Annotated in this window: 15 protein-coding genes and 1 pseudogene; 7 read left to right on the forward strand and 9 right to left on the reverse strand. The window is 55.9% G+C overall.

Annotated features, from left to right (window positions below; translation table 11 throughout):
- The coding region (locus VMW13_04040; GenBank protein HUV43985.1) for a hypothetical protein at positions 1-256 on the forward strand (256 nt) is incomplete at its 5' end.
- Here VMW13_04040 and VMW13_04045 read toward each other — a convergent pair.
- Positions 253-1374 (reverse strand): annotated as a pseudogene (locus VMW13_04045) (IS3 family transposase). The gene VMW13_04040 and the pseudogene VMW13_04045 overlap by 4 nt on opposite strands.
- 177 nt (positions 1375-1551) lie before the next feature.
- The gene (locus VMW13_04050) at positions 1552-1869 is read right to left on the reverse strand and encodes a transposase (GenBank protein HUV43986.1); all 318 of its coding nucleotides are present in this window, start codon (positions 1867-1869) and stop codon (positions 1552-1554) included.
- Between the two features lie 476 nt (positions 1870-2345).
- On the opposite strand from VMW13_04050, the gene VMW13_04055 reads away from it, so the two are divergent.
- The 6 genes from VMW13_04055 (at position 2346) to fusA (ending at position 8449) form a co-directional block, all read left to right on the forward strand.
- Complete coding sequence (locus tag VMW13_04055; GenBank protein HUV43987.1) at positions 2346-3956, forward strand: methylmalonyl-CoA mutase family protein; 1611 nt, start codon at positions 2346-2348, stop codon at positions 3954-3956.
- 34 nt (positions 3957-3990) lie between these two features.
- Complete coding sequence (locus tag VMW13_04060; protein ID HUV43988.1) at positions 3991-4410, forward strand: cobalamin B12-binding domain-containing protein; 420 nt, start codon at positions 3991-3993, stop codon at positions 4408-4410.
- Positions 4394-4792 (forward strand): methylmalonyl-CoA epimerase, encoded by a 399-nt coding sequence (gene mce, locus VMW13_04065; GenBank protein HUV43989.1) that lies wholly within the window; start codon positions 4394-4396, stop codon positions 4790-4792. Before VMW13_04060 ends, mce begins: the two co-directional genes overlap by 17 nt.
- Positions 4793-4918: 126 nt before the next feature.
- Positions 4919-5122, forward strand: a complete 204-nt coding sequence (locus VMW13_04070; protein ID HUV43990.1) for a hypothetical protein — start codon at positions 4919-4921, stop codon at positions 5120-5122.
- A gap of 88 nt (positions 5123-5210) precedes the next feature.
- Positions 5211-5969 (forward strand): SagB/ThcOx family dehydrogenase, encoded by a 759-nt coding sequence (locus tag VMW13_04075; protein ID HUV43991.1) that lies wholly within the window; start codon positions 5211-5213, stop codon positions 5967-5969.
- 407 nt (positions 5970-6376) lie between these two features.
- Positions 6377-8449 carry an elongation factor G gene (gene fusA / locus VMW13_04080; GenBank protein HUV43992.1) on the forward strand — a complete coding sequence of 691 codons (2073 nt, stop codon included), beginning with the start codon at positions 6377-6379 and terminating at the stop codon, positions 8447-8449.
- Between the two features lie 259 nt (positions 8450-8708).
- On the opposite strand, the gene VMW13_04085 is transcribed toward fusA, so the two are convergent.
- From VMW13_04085 to VMW13_04115, 7 genes are all read right to left on the reverse strand, one after another.
- Positions 8709-9704: an electron transfer flavoprotein subunit alpha/FixB family protein gene (locus VMW13_04085; protein HUV43993.1), complete on the reverse strand. Its 996-nt coding sequence runs from the start codon at positions 9702-9704 to the stop codon at positions 8709-8711.
- A 48-nt stretch (positions 9705-9752) separates the two neighbouring features.
- The gene (locus VMW13_04090) at positions 9753-10553 is read right to left on the reverse strand and encodes an electron transfer flavoprotein subunit beta/FixA family protein (GenBank protein HUV43994.1); all 801 of its coding nucleotides are present in this window, start codon (positions 10551-10553) and stop codon (positions 9753-9755) included.
- 147 nt (positions 10554-10700) lie between these two features.
- Positions 10701-11453, reverse strand: a complete 753-nt coding sequence (locus tag VMW13_04095) for an HAD family hydrolase (GenBank protein HUV43995.1) — start codon at positions 11451-11453, stop codon at positions 10701-10703.
- A 3-nt stretch (positions 11454-11456) separates the two neighbouring features.
- On the reverse strand, positions 11457-12650 hold the full coding sequence (locus tag VMW13_04100) for a CoA transferase (protein HUV43996.1): 1194 nt from the start codon (positions 12648-12650) through the stop codon (positions 11457-11459).
- A 25-nt stretch (positions 12651-12675) separates the two neighbouring features.
- Positions 12676-13515: a peptide chain release factor N(5)-glutamine methyltransferase gene (gene prmC / locus VMW13_04105; protein HUV43997.1), complete on the reverse strand. Its 840-nt coding sequence runs from the start codon at positions 13513-13515 to the stop codon at positions 12676-12678.
- Positions 13512-14582 carry a peptide chain release factor 1 gene (gene prfA / locus VMW13_04110; GenBank protein HUV43998.1) on the reverse strand — a complete coding sequence of 357 codons (1071 nt, stop codon included), beginning with the start codon at positions 14580-14582 and terminating at the stop codon, positions 13512-13514. The genes prmC and prfA overlap by 4 nt, the downstream gene beginning before the upstream one ends.
- 399 nt (positions 14583-14981) lie before the next feature.
- Positions 14982-15671, reverse strand: coding sequence for an HAD family hydrolase (locus tag VMW13_04115; protein HUV43999.1), 690 nt, complete (start codon positions 15669-15671; stop codon positions 14982-14984).
- Positions 15672-15716: the final 45 nt, after the last annotated feature.

Raw genomic sequence — 15716 nt, forward strand, 5'->3', positions numbered from 1 at the left:
CCGTACCTATGATGCCGCCGATTTACAGCGCTTACTCAATCGTACGGAAGCGGCAATCTCTGAACTGGAGGCACAAAATGAGGGAGGCGATGACTCTCCTCCGCGGCTACCGGAAGAATTGCAGACGGCAAAAAAGTTACAACAGCGAGTTAAAGATGCCATGAATCGCCTGGCTCAACAGGAAAGAATAAAACGGGTGAATCTAACCGATGAAGACGCCCAATGGCTTGCCCCCACAAAGGATACCACTTCTTAAGTTAGAGTTACCGGTATTCTAGCCTCAGGCGCAGGTGGCCGGTAGCCCAAAGAGCTGTGTGGTCGGATGTGATTATACTCCCATCTCCACTGCTCAATCAATACCTTCGCTTCTGCCAGCATCGTGAAGACCTCTCCATTAAGCAGTTCGTCCCTCAGTTTGCTGTTGAATGATTCGACGTAATCGTTCTCCCACGGGCTACCAGGTTCAATAAACAGAGTCTTCACTCCGACCCGATTCAACCACCTACGTACTGCCTTCGCGGTAAACTCGGGACCATTGTCTGACCTGATATGCTCAGGAACTCCCCTCAAGAGAAACAGCTCATACAGCGCTTCAATGACATCCCCAGATGTAATGTGCCGGGCCACCAGCATCGCCAGGCATTCCCGAGTGTATTCGTCAATGATCACGAGTATCCGAAAGGCTTTACCATTGGCAGTCCATGACATGACGAAATCATAGCTCCAGACGTGATCCTTGTGCTCTGGACGGAGTCTGATACAGGAACCGTCATTGAGCCACAGCCTTCTTCGTTTCGGTTGCTTCTTTGGTACCTTTAAGCCTTCCATCCTCCAGATCCTTTCCACTCTCTTGTGATTCACCGGATATTCCTTTGGGTTCTGATTGAGTAATGCCGTAATCCTTTTGATATCCGTACCTGCCATACTGCGTCGCCAGTTCAATGATTCGGGTCCTTAACCTTTCCTCCTCGTCCGTTATACGTAGGGTCCGACGCTGCGTCTTTCTGGCCTGTCCAAGCACTGTACACGCCCGCCTCTCGGAGACATCAAGCTTCCTCTGTACACACAGAATGGCCTGGCGTCTCTTTGACGGGCTTAGAAGTTTCCCTCCGCCACCTCTTTCAGAATGGCATTATCCAGGGAGATGTCGGCTACCAGCTTCTTCAGCCGGGCATTCTCTTTCTCCAGGGCCTTGAGCCGTTTTGCCTGCTCAATACGCATACCGCCGTATTCTTTACGCCACCTGTAGTAGGTCTGTTCGGTGACCCCGATCTTCCGGCTGGCTTCGCCAACGTTAGCTCCCTGATTCAGCAGGATTTCAGCTTCGCGTAACTTGTTGATTACCTGCTCCGGTGAATACGACTTCTTGACCATGACTTACCACCTTTATTTTCAGTTCCAGTCTAACATCAAAACTGGATTCCTTTATGGGGGGCAGACCATCCTTGGCCCACTTCGATAATGGCCTGTCCGACCATGTATAGTATCCGCTTGCCGATACGTTTAATACTCGCCTCAGTAGCAGTACCGGATAGTTGAGCCGCAGCTCTTTCATCGTCGCGTACCGGGCAGCGACTCCTTCGCAAAGTACGCGGCTGCTTTTTTTAATATATCCCGCTCCATCTTCACTTCTACCAGCTCTTTCTTCGTTCGGGCTAAATCCATCTCTATTTCCGTCAAAGGCCTGCAAGTCTTGCCTATCTCTCCAAGCCTGCCGGCCTTACAGGCTTTCACCCAGGTCGCCAACGTCGATGGCGGTAAGGAGAGCCGCCGGGCTGCCTCCGGTAACGACAGCTTCTCTTCTGTTACCAGTTTCACTGCTTCCTCTCGAAACTCTTTCGTGTACCTTCCCTGTGGAATCCCTTTCAATCTGACACCTCCGTCTTTCTATTCTACCTGACTTTGGTGTCCATTAAACCCATCCTACCTCAACTCCCTGCCGGGAAGGGAAGTTTTCTTCTTGTGTGGCAACCAGCATTGGCAGTACTGGAGTGCCAATAATGTACTGAACGAGTACAGTAGCTTGCCAACCGCCACTCTATGTAGGTAAGATGTCTTTGTCAACCTATCACTGTCGCACATTGATAACAACTGTACTATCATACACAGATTCAAATACTCGTGGGGTGAGCTGTCCCCAATGGCGGGAACTTTAATCCTCAAAGTGGTATTATCATATATTACTAAGGTAAGCAAGCTGTCCAACGTGGTGCTTGCGTGAGGAGTTGTGCAGAAGCAGAGATGAAAGGGCACCGGGTCTCTAACTCGACAAGTGGTACGGTATTATTCTGTGACAGGTCACAGCGGCTTGTCAGCAACTCTGTGAATGGAGGGAACAAGGACATATGACGGAGCAAAAGGAAAGAAAGGAAGAATTCAGGACTACCGTTGACGGCATTGTGGTCAACAGAGTATACACACCGGACGACGTATCGGAATCCAGCAAGGAATCCAGCCTGCCGGGAGAGTACCCGTTTGTCAGGCACATAATGCCCAGCGGCTACCGCGGCAGGTTGTGGACCATGCGCCAGTATTCGGGGTACGCGACGGTGGAAGAGACCAACGGGCGGTACAAGTACCTCTACAAGCAGGGACAGACCGGCTTCAGCGTCGCTTTCCATCTCCCGACCCAGATGGGGTATGACTCAGACCACCCTATGGCCCTCGCGGAGATTGGGAAGGTTGGTGTGGCCATAGACTCACTTCAGGATATGGAGGACCTCTGGGATGGCATTCCCCTGGGAGAAGTCAGTACGTCAATGACAATCAATGCCACGGCTCCCATCATGCTGGCGATGTACATCGTTGCCGCGGAGAAGCAGGGCGCGGACATAAGCAAGCTTGCCGGCACAGTCCAGAATGACCTCTTGAAGGAGTACGTATCCAGGAATACCTACATATACGGACCGGAAGCCTCCATGCGTTTGACAACGGACATCTGCTCCTACTGTGCGGAGCACCTGCCCAGGTGGAACACTATAAGCATCAGCGGCTATCACATGCGTGAGGCCGGCGCCACGGCGGTGCAGGAGGCTGCCTTCACGTTGGCCAACGGGATTGCCTACGTGCAGGCGATGATTGACAGGGGGATGGATGTCGACTCTTTTGCGCCAAGATTCTCTTTCTTCTTTGTCTCGTTTGGGAACCTGTTGGAAGAGGTTGCCAAGTTCCGTGCGGTGCGGCGTGCCTGGGCCGGGATAATGAAGGACAGATTCGGCGCCAAGAACCCCAGGTCACTGATGCTCAGATACCACGTTCAGACCGGTGGCAGTACCCTGACCAAGCAGCAGCCGATGAACAACATTGTCAGGGTGGCGATAGAGGCACTTGCTGCTGTCCTGGGCGGGTGCCAGTCATTGGCCACTTGTTCATATGACGAGGCAATGGCTCTACCAACCGAAGAGTCGGTGCAGGTGTCCCTGAGGACCCAGCAGATCATCGCCCATGAGAGCGGTGTGGCGGACACGGTTGACCCACTCGCGGGGTCGTACTACGTTGAATGGCTGACCGACAAGATAGAGGAAGGGATACACGAGTACATCGCCAGGATTGACGAAATGGGTGGTGCGCCCGCGGCAATCCAGCAGGGTTACATCCAGAGAGAGATCAGAAAGTCGGCCTACGACCACCAGAAGGCGGTGGATTCCGGAGAACAGGTTGTCGTCGGTGTCAACAGCTACGTTACCGAAGAAGATCCGGATGTGGAACTGCTGACGATTGACGAGAACGTGGCGGACAGGCAGATAGCCAGGCTCAGGAATCTCAGGGAGACCAGGGACAGTGAGAAGGTGAGGAGCACTCTGGAGAGGATAAGACAGGTGGCCAGAAGCGATGAGAACCTGATGCCGGCATTCATCGAGGCGGTGCGGGCGTATGCCACGGTTGGTGAGATAGCCGACGCACTGCGAGACGTGTTTGGCGAATATCAGGAGACGGGTATTGGTAGCACGCTGTAGGTAGTCTGCCGGTCAGTAGATAGAGAGGTTTGTTATGAAGGACAGCAAAATACGAGTCGTAATTGCCAAACTGGGTCTGGACGGCCACGATAGAGGGGTAAATGTCGTGGTGCAGGGACTTCGCGATGCAGGCATGGAAGTCATCTACCTGGGACTGCGGGTAATGCCGGAGCAGGTCTGCCAGGCAGCCATACAGGAGGATGCCGACGTCGTCGGCCTTAGCTGTCACACTGGAGCTCACATGGTGCTATTCTCCAGGACGGTGGAGCTTTTCAAACAGCAAAGCGACCAGGATGCCCTATTCATAGGTGGTGGAATCATTCCCAAGAAGGATATCCCGGTATTGCAGGAAGCCGGCATAGCCCAGGTATTCGGCCCGGGAACACCTATTCACGATATTGCGGGCTTCATCAAAGCAAACTTGAAGAGGGGGGACAATGATAGCCAAGATTAACCACATTGGGATTGCTGTGAGCAGTATTGAAGATGCACTGGCATTATACGCTGACGTACTGGGGCTGACGGTGGGCACAATTGAAGTTGTTGAAGACCAGAAGACCAGGACTGCCATCATTCCGGTTGGCGATAGTAAAATCGAGTTGCTTGAAGCTACCGATGCGGAAAGTCCGATTGCCAGACACATTGAACGCAGGGGAGAAGGGCTCCATCACATGGCTTTCGAGGTTGCTGATATCGATGATTCCTTAAAGCTGCTGCAAGAGAAAGGTATTCGCCTTATCGATGAGCAACCCAGAAAGGGCGTTGAGAATTCCACCATTGCTTTTCTGCATCCCAAAGCAACGAAGGGAGTCCTCCTGGAACTTGTTCAGGGCTAACGCGGCACTGCGATTAGCATGTCTTGACTTACACCTGTGCCTCAGAGATATTTGTCGCCACGGAGACGGGCTCCAAAGACGAATAGGCCGATATTTCCGTCAGTGACAACGTGAGGTTATCTGGGTATGTCTACTGAATTTAGCACCTGCCGAAAATATGTCTTCCCCAGGCCCTATACCGCTGGTTGCCGTGGCATATCTTCTCCTGGTGAGAGTATTGACGATGGGAGCAACCGGCTAATATCCGGTTATGCCGGACTGCCCAACTCCCTCATCACCGGCTTAGACTACGTCTGCGATACCGTGACAAAGACGGCTGGGCGCGTTTAACACCTCCTTATTCTGCCTATGTAACTGCTTCAGCAGCAACCCTCGCTTAAGATATGCAGGTATGACCGAAACAAGGAGGAATAGCAGAATGACAATATCCCACCATGGAATACAAACATTATCCCCACAGAAGATACCTCTGGCAAGACGAAAATTCCTGAAAGGTGTTACATCTCTGGGGGCACTGGCGCTGTTGTCCTACTTCATACCCTCCTGCTCGCCAGCAAATGGATCGGTGCCGGCAGGAGTATCAGGAGCATCGCTGGGAGAAGGTGGAGAGCTACCGGAGCCGCGGACAGATGGCGACGTTTCAATCGAGGAAACCCTCTCAAAGAGGAGGTCTATCAGGTCCTACAGTAGTAAAGCCTTAACACTAGAGGAAGTATCCCAGCTCCTCTGGGCAGCTCAGGGGATTACCAACTCCAAGGGATACCGGACGGCACCTTCAGCCATGGCTGCTTTTCCACTCGAGACGTACCTTGTAGTTGGCGATGTGGAGAATCTCGATGAAGGCGTTTACCACTACGAACCGGCGGGGCATAAGCTGACCAAGGTCCACGATGGAGACTACCGGCCAAAGCTAACTCCGGCCAGTATTGGACGGTACTTTGTCGAGGGGGGTGCAGTATACATATTAATAACAGCAATCTATAACCCCAGCAGCGAGGGGGCAAAATATGTGCACATGGAAGTGGGACATGCGGCACAGAACGTGTATTTGCAGGCGGTCTCACTGGGTCTGGGGACGGTGGTTAACGGAGGAATCAGCGCTGACAGCATTCGTAAAATCCTGAAACTCCCCAGTAACGTGGAGCCGCTGTACTTCATGCCGGTAGGGAATTTGTAGGGTAACAGTTTTCCCTGAAGTTATTTAGTACCTCTGAGTAAAGACATTTCTCTATCTCTTACAGGGTGTTCAGGCCCTGCCTGACTTTCCCGACCTGGTGTGTCTATTCTCATGGTCACCTCCCTGCGAAGGGGAAACTCTCTTCTTGTGAAGTATTGCCACATGAGGAGGCGGCCAGTACCACAGCTAACCGCACAGGCTCTCTCCGGTAGCTGCCGGCATTAGCCCGTACCGGAGTGTCACGATATACCGGACGAATACACTTGCCGTATCTCCTGACGACGACTATAATGAATAGTAGTATTGTCGGTAAGCCACTTCACCGGCAACCAGTATTAGTGACGACAACCATCCGGTTTGACTGGTAGCCAGTCGTACCGGCAACATCAGAGAGGAAGGTCAATTAGATGGCAAACTACGGACCTGATAACATCCGCAACCTGTCTCTGCTATCCCACAACGGTGCCGGCAAGACATCCCTGTCGGAAGCGATACTATTTACCGCCAAAGTAGTCAACCGGCTGGGCCGGGTAGATGACGGCAGTTCCACCTCGGACTACGACCCTGCCGAACAGAAGCGCAATATCAGCATCAGCCTGAGCGTGTTGCCCTACGAGTGGCTGGGTAAGAAGGTCAACCTGATTGATACCCCCGGCTATCCTGACTTCGTCGGTGAAGTAATGTCCGGCTTGCGTGTCAGTGAGGGTGCCGTAGTTGTTATCTGCGCTGCCTCCGGTGTTGAGGTCGGTACGGAGCAGGTATGGTCTTACCTTGAGGAAAACAACCTGCCCCGGCTTATCTTCATTAATAAAATGGACCGCGAAAACGCCGATTTTGCCCGGGTGGTAGAAGGCATTCAGTCCAGGTTCGGCCGCCGCTGCGTACCGTTGCAGGTGCCGATTGGTGCTCACAATGATTTCCAGGGAGTGGTTGACCTGATAGCCATGAAGGGATACACTGACACAGCCGGCACGGAGGGTGATATCCCGGATTCCGTGCAGGGCCTGGTGGAAACCTTCCGGGAGCAAATGATCGAAGCCGCTGCCGAGGTTGATGACAGCCTCATCGAGAAGTATCTGGGCGGCGAGGAACTCTCACGGGAGGAGCTTACCGACGGATTGCGGCAGGGCGTGATAGCCGGAAAGGTAGTCCCCATCCTGGTAGGCTCGGCGACAAAGAACATCGGCACCAGCTTCCTGATGGACGCTATCTGCAACTACATCCCCTCACCCGAAGAGAGAGACGTCCGCGTTATCGGGGCTGACGGCGGTGAAGAGACAGTGCCTCCCGGCCAGGATAGTCCCCTGGCTGCCCTGGTATTCAAGACCAGCGCCGACCCCTACGTCGGCAAGCTTACGTACTTTCGGGTCTATAATGGCTCTATCAGAAGCAACTCCCACGTATGGAATACAACAAAGGGTGAAGACGAGCGCATTGGTCAGCTGTTTGTCCTGCGTGGCAAGACTCAGGAACCGGTACCCGAGATTGCTACCGGCGACATCGGCGCCGTAGCCAAGCTGAACGCAACCGGCACCGGGGATACCCTCGGTAGCCAGGACAACCCTGTTAAGATAGTCCCCGTCTCGTTCCCGAGTCCCATCTTCAGTGAAGCGGTTTATCCCAAGACCAAGGTCGACCTTGACAAGCTGGGACCATCATTGACCAAGCTGGCTGAGGAAGACCCCACCCTTCAGGTCCGCCGCGACATCACGACAAACGAGACCATCATCTCCGGTCTGGGTGATACCCAGCTTGAGGTAGCAGCCGAGAAGATGGAGCGCAAGTTCGGAGTTAGCGTGGACCTGGAGACCCCGAAGGTCCCTTACAAGGAGACGATTGCCGCAACGACAAGCGCTGAGTACAAACACAAGAAACAGACCGGCGGGCATGGCCAGTATGGGCATGTGCTGCTTGAGCTGGAACCTCTACCGCGTGGTGGCGGACGTGAATTCGTGAGCAAGGTTGTCGGTGGTACCATACCCAGGAACTATATTCCCGCGGTGGAAAAAGGATTCAATGAGGGTGTGCAGGAAGGCGTCCTCGCCGGTTACCCGGTGGATGACATCAAGGTGACGGTCTACGACGGTAGCTTTCATCCGGTCGATTCATCCGAGATATGCTTCAAGATAGCCGGTGCCGGCGCGATGAGGAAGGGTCTGGCCGATGCTCAGCCTATCCTGCTCGAACCTATAATGGATATCAGTATCAGAGCGCCGGAGGAGTATACCGGCGACATCATAGGCGACCTCAATACCAAGCGGGCCCAGGTACAGGGCATGAACCCGGAGGACGGTATTAACGTTGTTGATGCGCAGGTACCGCAAGCCGAGGTGCTCCGCTACTCTATCGCGCTCAAATCGATAACCCAGGGCAAGGGGACCTTCACCATGGCGTTCAGCCACTACCAGGAGGTGCCTCCGGCTGTCACGCAGAAGGTAATCGCTGCCCGGCAGGCGGAGAAGGAGAAAGAACGGGTCTAAAACCTGTTCAGGCAGATAAATATTAAAGGGGGCTACCTTATGAGTAGCCCCCCTCTTTCTTTGTAACCTTAGTAACCTTACTATTCACCGGCGCAGGAGATTGCTTCGCCTGCGGCTCGCAATGACAGAGTACTCTACGCCTGCACCTCACGTCACTGCGAGCAAACCTGCTGGCTTTGCCAGCAGGCCGAAGCAATCTGTGTGGTAGGTGAGACTGCTTCGTCGGCACACTCCTCGCAGTGACATTCACCCTGGCCTGTCAGGCCAGCAGTTCTTTGGCCTTCTCTTTGAAGGCGGGAATAATCTTCTTCCAGTCGCCAACGACCCCGTAGGCGGCTTCCTTGAAGATGTTCGCCTCCGGGTCCCGGTTAATAGCGACAATGTTCTTCGAGCCGCTGCAACCGGCGAGATGCTGACTGGAGCCTGAAATTGCTACGGCGATATACAGGTCGGGGGAGACAATCTTACCGGTGAGCCCCACCTGTATCGTGTCCGGCACCCATCCGTTGTCGCACGGAGGCCGGCTGGCACCCATCGCCCCCTTGAGCATCCTGGCAAGCTCCTGCAGCTCCTGGAAACCTTCCGGCCCACCGATACCCCGGCCACCGGAGACAACTATGTTGGCGTCCTCCAGCTTAATGCCCGCGACCTCCTCAAGAACAGTATCCTTGAGAGTGGTCCTGATTGCTGATTCGTCCAGCCCGGCATCGATACTGACGACCTCCCCCTTGCGGGAATCATCCCGTGCCAGGGGTTCCCCCGCCTTGACCCGGAGGGTCGCCATCTGCGGCATGGACTCGGTGGTGAAGATTGCCCGGGCGTTCCCGCCATAGACCGGTTTTGTCATCAGTAGCTGTTTGGAGTCAGCATCTATTGCCAGCTCAACACAATCCGTGGAGACCGATGTCTCCAACCTGAAGGCCGCGCGCGGCGCCAGGTCTCGTCCCACTGAATTCTGCCCCATCAGAAGGACTTTGGGCATTACTTCTTTGGCTACCTTCTCCACAACCGGGACATAGGAATCCGTCCGGTAGTCCTTGAGCGCCGCGTCTTCGACCACGTAGACTTTGTCAGCGCCGAAGGCGATTGCCTCCTGGGCAATTCCACTCACTTCACTGCCGACCAGAAGGGCACCAAGCTCCTCACCCAGGTCATCAGCCAGCTTCCTGCCGGCACCCAGAAGCTCGGTGGCCATTGCTGCCAGCTTGCCGTCAGCAACCTCGGCCAGAATTAGAACACCTTTATTATCAGCCATCTGAATATCCTCCTTTGTACAGACCGTGATAGCAGACCTCAAGGGCCGCTACAGCAGCTTGACCTCCGAGAGTTTCGCTGCCAGATTGGCACCGGCATCCGCCTCGTCCTCTCCTTCGATAATCTCGCAGGCACCTTCACGGACCGGCTGGAATAGCCGGAGCATCTTGACCCGACGTCCCGCAGCACCAATCTGAGCAGTGTCAATCTCCAGGTCACCCGGGGCCCAGATAATCGGTTCCTTCCTCTTTGCCGACATGATGCCCTTGATAGTGGCATAGCGGGGTTCACCAAGCTCGTTACTGACGGTAATCAGAGCGGGCAGCCCGATTTCAATGACCTCGTAGCCGTCCGGGATTACACGCTCTACGGTTGCCTTACTGTCGCTGACCTCGACCTTCTTCGCCAGGGTAACGCTGGGCAGGCCGAGAATCTCAGCGATACCGGAGCCCACCTGTCCGCTGTCCCAGTCGGCCGCCTGCCGACCGCAGAAGATAACGTCAAACTCGCCTACCTTCTTGATGGCCGCGGCAAGGGCGGCAGCGGTCGACCAGCTATCACCGCCGTCGAACGCAGGGTCCTCCAGCAGGATAAGCTCATCAGCCCCCATGGAGAGTGGTTTCTTGACCACATCTCGCAGTAGTCCGGTACCCAGGCTTATGACCGTAATCTTGCCACCCTGGGCATCCTTGATTCTTAGCGCCGCCTCAACCGCCTGCTCGTCAAAGGGACTGATTACCGGCGGTACACCGGCTGGCGGCACTACCGAATTGGTCGCCGCATCAATCTTAAAACTTGCCGGCGGCGCTTCCGGGTCGATTACCTGTTTAACACAGACAATCATATTCATCGTGCACGATTCCTCCTTCTGTGCAGCGTTGACTCACCTTTAATAAACCCTTACCCAACTGACAACTGTATCATCAAACGGAAACCAGCGTCAAGCACAGGCGAGACAGGCCAAGCCCGTTTCGCACCTCCTCGCCACAGTATGTCGTCAGGGCCCCTGCTGGCTCAACAGTGACACAAGCTGCCGCAGGTTGGTGACCTCCTGGTCAGGACAGGCGTCACCTTGCACACGGCGGGTATTGTTCCTGTTCACCCAGACGGTATACATTCCTGCGTCCCGAGCCCCGGCGATATCCGCTGCAAGTGAGTCCCCAACATGCACTGCCTCTGCCGGTACAACCCCCACCGATTCCAGTGTGGCAAGGAATATCCCTGCCTCCGGTTTCCCCACTCCCAATTCACCGGATATCGTAGTCACCTGAAGAAGAGGCTCTATACCAGTGAGACACAGCTTCTCACGCTGTACATCACCGGGCCCGTTGGTGATAACACCAAGGATGAACCTATCCCGGAGAACATCAAGCACTTCGAGAACTTCCGGAAACGGGCGGTAGCCGGCCCGCCGCTCTCGACTATACAGTTCAACTGCTTCACGCGCCAGGTGCCGAATCGGCAGGCCGTACTTGACGAGTGCCTTGCTCCAGACCTCCAATCGTATCTCACTCCCGACCGAGGCAGTGCTGCCGGACGCCCGCGGTACATTGCCGAATCCCGTCCACTTCTCCTTCGCCGTCTCGATATAGGTGTCACCCAGCAATCCGGGGTCGACCTGCGGATAGCGTGCGCAAATGGTCCTGCAAACACGGTCTACCGCCTCGCGCATGCAGCGGTCGTCATCTACGAGCGTCTCATCGAGGTCGAAAAACACGGCACGGATACGCCTGCTAATCTCGGCCATCATCTGCTACACTATGCCCTCTTCCTCAAGCTTTGTAAGGTCTTCCTTACTGTACCCGAGGAGATCACAGTATACTTCTTCGTTGTGCTCTCCCACGGCGGGGAAAGACCGGTCTATGCTGGTGGGCGTGCCGGACATCCGTATCGGAAGGCCCGTTACCGGCATCTCGCCGCCGCCATCGGGAAAGGGGACTTTTGCCAGCATCTCCCGCGCCTGGACCTGGGGGTCGCCGGCCACCTCGGTCTGCTCGTAGCAGATGCCGCAGGGGATGGGTATCTTCTCCGCAGCGGCAATCACCTCTAAGGCAGTCTGTGAGGCCACCCACTCCTTGACTACGGGGTCGATGATGTCGTGGTGCTCCCAGCGGGCCAGGTCGCTGTCAAAACGGTGGTCTTCCGCCAGGTCTTCCCGCCCGATGGAGCGGCAGAACCGCCGCCAGATAGAGTTCGTGATGATGGCCAGCATTACCCACCGGCCGTCCTTCGTACGGTAGAGGTCACTCGGCCCGACCCAGGGACTGCGGTTACCGGTCTGCTCACGATGTTTCCCACCGGTCTCCCACTCACCGAGTGTGGGGGCCATATAGGTAACAGCCGTCTGGAGCAGGGCGGTATCTATCATCTGTCCCTCGCCTGTCTTATCACGATGGTACAGCGCCGAGACCACGCCGACAGCGGTCAGGCAGGCGGTCAGGTAGTCCACGTGAGGCGTCTGTTCCTTGGTCGGCGGCCCGGGAAAGCCGCTTATCGCCATTGCTCCGGACATCGCCTTGGCAATCTGGTCAAAGCCGATACGGTGGCTGTAGGGACCATCGGGGCCGAAGGCAGATACATGAGCAAAGATTATGTCCGGCCTGGTCGCCTTCAGCTTTTCGTAGGTAATACCAATTGCCTTGGCCGCCTCCGGGCTGAAGTTTTCTATAACCACGTCGGAGCGCTTTATCAGTTCGCTGAGGATTTCCCGGGCGCGTTCGTTCCTTTCGAAGTTGAGGGAGATGCCTTTCTTGTTGCGGTTCTGGTTGGCAAACCCATAGCTACAGCCAGCAGGTGTAAGCAACCCGAGGTACCTGTCCTGCCCACCGCCGGGTCTTTCTATCCGAATGACCTCGGCACCGAGGTCGGCAAGAAGCATGCCGCAGAAAGGGCAGGCGATAAACCGCCCCAGGTCAAGCACTCTGACTCCATCCAGTGGTCCCGCCATCCCGAGAACCTCCTTCTCACCCCTGTCAGGGGAGCATCATACTTACAACACGGTCAATACCGCTCAAGTCGGGCGTCACTTCTACTAAGGCCGGTGGGAAAAGGCCATGTAAGAAGACACTCACCGCCCCGGCCTGACCTTCGCCTACCTCCAGCAGGAGGTGACCCCCGGAGCCGGGCACAGCCTTCGCCTGGCTACACAACCGCCGTATCTTGTCCAGACCATCGGTGCCCCCGTCCAGTGCCAGCCGGGGTTCCCGGCTCACCGGACCGCTGCGGGGCAGGTCCGTCTCCCGGACATAGGGCAGATTGGCCACTACCATCTCAACCGGTTCCGGTAATGCACCCAGCAGGTCACAGTTCAGGAGATGCACCCTGTCAGACACGCCATGTTTCCGGGAGTTGACCCGGGCAACCTCCAGGGCGGAAGCGGAAATATCGGTAGCATAGACCCTCACGTGCGGCAGCTCCAGCGCCAGGCTGATGGCAACTGCACCGCAGCCGGTGCCGACCTCGGCTATAACCGAAAGACGGCGCTTCCGTACAATTTCCAGGGCCTTCTCTACCAGCAACTCGGTCTCCGGTCTGGGGACAAGTACGGAAGCATCAACGAGAAAATCACGCCCGTAGAACTCCCGGTGTCCGATGATATAGGCGGTTGGTTCATCATCAAGACGACGGGCCAAGCGGTCTCTGAAGGCATTCTGCTGCTCGGTGCTCAACTCGTCGTCAAGTGCCAGGTACAGTCCCACCCGGTCCTTTTTCAGGGTATCGCGGAGCAGTACCTCCGCCTCCAGGGGAGCGTCCTCGATGTTACTATCGGTGAGCACCTTCCGGGCGTCATCCAGGACTTCTTTCACATTCACGCCAGTTGTTCCTGCATCTGTTTTGTCCGCTCACTGGTGGTCAGGGTATCAATAAGCTGGTCCAGGTCCCCCTCCATAATACGGGTAAGGTTGTGCAGGTTGAGGTTAATACGGTGGTCCGAAATCCGGTCCTGCGGAAAGTTGTAGGTCCGTATCTTCTCGGAGCGGTCACCGGTACCTACCTGGGAACGACGCTTCGAGGTTACCTCCGCCTCCTGTCGACTCCGCTCCATATCCAGCAGCCGGGCGCGGAGTACTGCCATGGCCTTGTTCTTGTTCCTGAGTTGCGAGCGTTCGTCCTGGCAGGTCACTACCATACCGGTCGGCAGGTGCGTAATCCGCACCGCGGTAGCAACCTTGTTGACATTCTGACCGCCGGCACCACCGCTGTGAAAGATGTCAATCCTCAGGTCGTCAGGGTTGACTTCAACATCCACTTCTTCGGCCTCGGGCAAGACAGCTACGGTGGCCGTGGATGTGTGAATCCTGCCTGAAGATTCTGTGACCGGCACCCGCTGCACCCGGTGGACGCCCCGTTCGTACTTTAGCCGGCTGAAAACGCCCTTACCCCTTACCTCCAGGATGACCTCCTTGAAGCCGCCGACGCCACTCTCATTGGCGTTGATGACGTCCACGTCCCATCTCCTGGACTGGGCATACCGGGTGTACATGCGGAACAGGTCAGCGGCAAAGAGCCCCGCTTCGTCGCCACCGGCCCCGGCCCGGATTTCCATGATGATATTCTTCTCATCGCTGGGGTCTCTGGGCACCAGGGCAACCTTAAGCTCCTCTTGCAGCTTCTCCAGCCGTGATTCCAGGCCCTCTATCTCCTGCCGGACCAGGGACGCCATCTCCTCGTCCTTCTCCTCGGACAGCATTCCCCTGGTCTCTTCCAGGGAGCGCGCTGCTGCCCTGCACTCACGATAGAGGGTCACCACTTCCTCAAGACCGGCCTTCTCCCGTGCCAGCCTCCGTAGCTCCTTGATGTTGGAGACGAGCTCCGGGTCGGCCATCTGCCGGTCAAGCTCTTCGTAACGGTTTTCTGTTTCTGCCAGTCTATCCCACATAAAAAACCACCCACCGAATTATACCACAGGCGTGGGGTTCTCATCTCCACCGTGGCGTAGCTTCTGTTGTTGAGGGAATCCTCTAAACCACCCCTCTTGTTCCCCCTCCCTTTGATAAGGGAGGGGGAAACAGTATACATAGGGACTGCATCACCCTATGACACCACGTAAGTTAAGTCTGCCCGATATTCCCTAAGGTGCAATGATGCCTGCCCAGAGAGTCGCCCCCTCACCGTTTTGGGGAATCCAAAGGGGTGGAACCCCTTTGGACGGGGGATTCCAAGGGGGAGTCCCCCTTGGAAACGGATTTCTGTGTTGTCCTTCTTCGAAGGACTCCTCAAAATGATATGGGCGGGGAGCGCTCCATAGGGAACCGTACTTGCCTCAACTGCGGTACAGCTATTCCAGCAACGTCAGCACTTCCGCCAGTGACGACACCCTGGGGCCGTTCCACTCCTCCTCTTTGATCCGAAGCGTGTCCGGCGTGTCCTCGTAGGGCACACGGATGAGAACAGGATGCATGCCAACACCTGCCGCACCCGTCAGCTCGTGGCTGCTGCCATCACCGATATAGAGGCACTCCTCCGGCCTGACGGCAAGCTGCTCTGTTGCCATGAGATAGATACGGGGGTCGGGTTTCCTCACTCCTGCCAGACACGAGAACACGGTCACGTCAAACATCGGGGCAAAGGCCGTGTCTTTCCAGACGATGGGAGTCTCGCTGGAGCAGTCGCTGATAAGGCCCGTCATGTAGCCAGCCGATTTCAGGTGGGAAAGTACCTCTACCGCATCGGGGCGCGGCACGATGGAACGTCGCGTGTAGCCAGACCTGATAGCGGCCGCCTGCTTCCTCTGTGGCTCCTCCGGACTCAGCCGCAGTTCCCGGCAAACGTGTTCTATATTGCCGTCCGGGCCGCTCAGAATGCCCAGAGTACGCCGCTCGCCGGTGCCGAACCATAGCCGGATGAAATCACTGGGAAGCGCGCCCAGCATCGAAGCCATCTCTGCCAGCATGCTCTCGTATTCGCGGCGAGAGAAGTTGTCCACCAGTGTCCCGAAAAGGTCGAAGATAATGGCTGCGTATTTCATTCAGTCAACCCTCACTACGCTTGTGTCCTAAAGTCAACGTCATCC

The organism is Dehalococcoidales bacterium (assembly GCA_035529395.1).
In the GTDB taxonomy this organism is placed as follows: Bacteria; Chloroflexota; Dehalococcoidia; order Dehalococcoidales; family Fen-1064; genus DUES01.

Excerpts from the sequence above, each read along its gene's own strand:
- VMW13_04055 (HUV43987.1), top strand. The coding sequence starts at position 2,346 with ATGACGGAGCAAAAGGAAAGAAAGGAAGAATTCAGGACTACCGTTGAC.
- VMW13_04060 (HUV43988.1), top strand. The coding sequence starts at position 3,991 with ATGAAGGACAGCAAAATACGAGTCGTAATTGCCAAACTGGGTCTGGAC.
- mce (HUV43989.1), top strand. The coding sequence starts at position 4,394 with ATGATAGCCAAGATTAACCACATTGGGATTGCTGTGAGCAGTATTGAA.
- VMW13_04070 (HUV43990.1), top strand. The coding sequence starts at position 4,919 with ATGTCTACTGAATTTAGCACCTGCCGAAAATATGTCTTCCCCAGGCCC.
- VMW13_04075 (HUV43991.1), top strand. The coding sequence starts at position 5,211 with ATGACAATATCCCACCATGGAATACAAACATTATCCCCACAGAAGATA.
- fusA (HUV43992.1), top strand. The coding sequence starts at position 6,377 with ATGGCAAACTACGGACCTGATAACATCCGCAACCTGTCTCTGCTATCC.
- VMW13_04085 (HUV43993.1), bottom strand. The coding sequence starts at position 9,704 with ATGGCTGATAATAAAGGTGTTCTAATTCTGGCCGAGGTTGCTGACGGC.
- VMW13_04090 (HUV43994.1), bottom strand. The coding sequence starts at position 10,553 with ATGAATATGATTGTCTGTGTTAAACAGGTAATCGACCCGGAAGCGCCG.
- VMW13_04095 (HUV43995.1), bottom strand. The coding sequence starts at position 11,453 with ATGATGGCCGAGATTAGCAGGCGTATCCGTGCCGTGTTTTTCGACCTC.
- VMW13_04100 (HUV43996.1), bottom strand. The coding sequence starts at position 12,650 with ATGGCGGGACCACTGGATGGAGTCAGAGTGCTTGACCTGGGGCGGTTT.
- prfA (HUV43998.1), bottom strand. The coding sequence starts at position 14,582 with ATGTGGGATAGACTGGCAGAAACAGAAAACCGTTACGAAGAGCTTGAC.
- VMW13_04115 (HUV43999.1), bottom strand. The coding sequence starts at position 15,671 with ATGAAATACGCAGCCATTATCTTCGACCTTTTCGGGACACTGGTGGAC.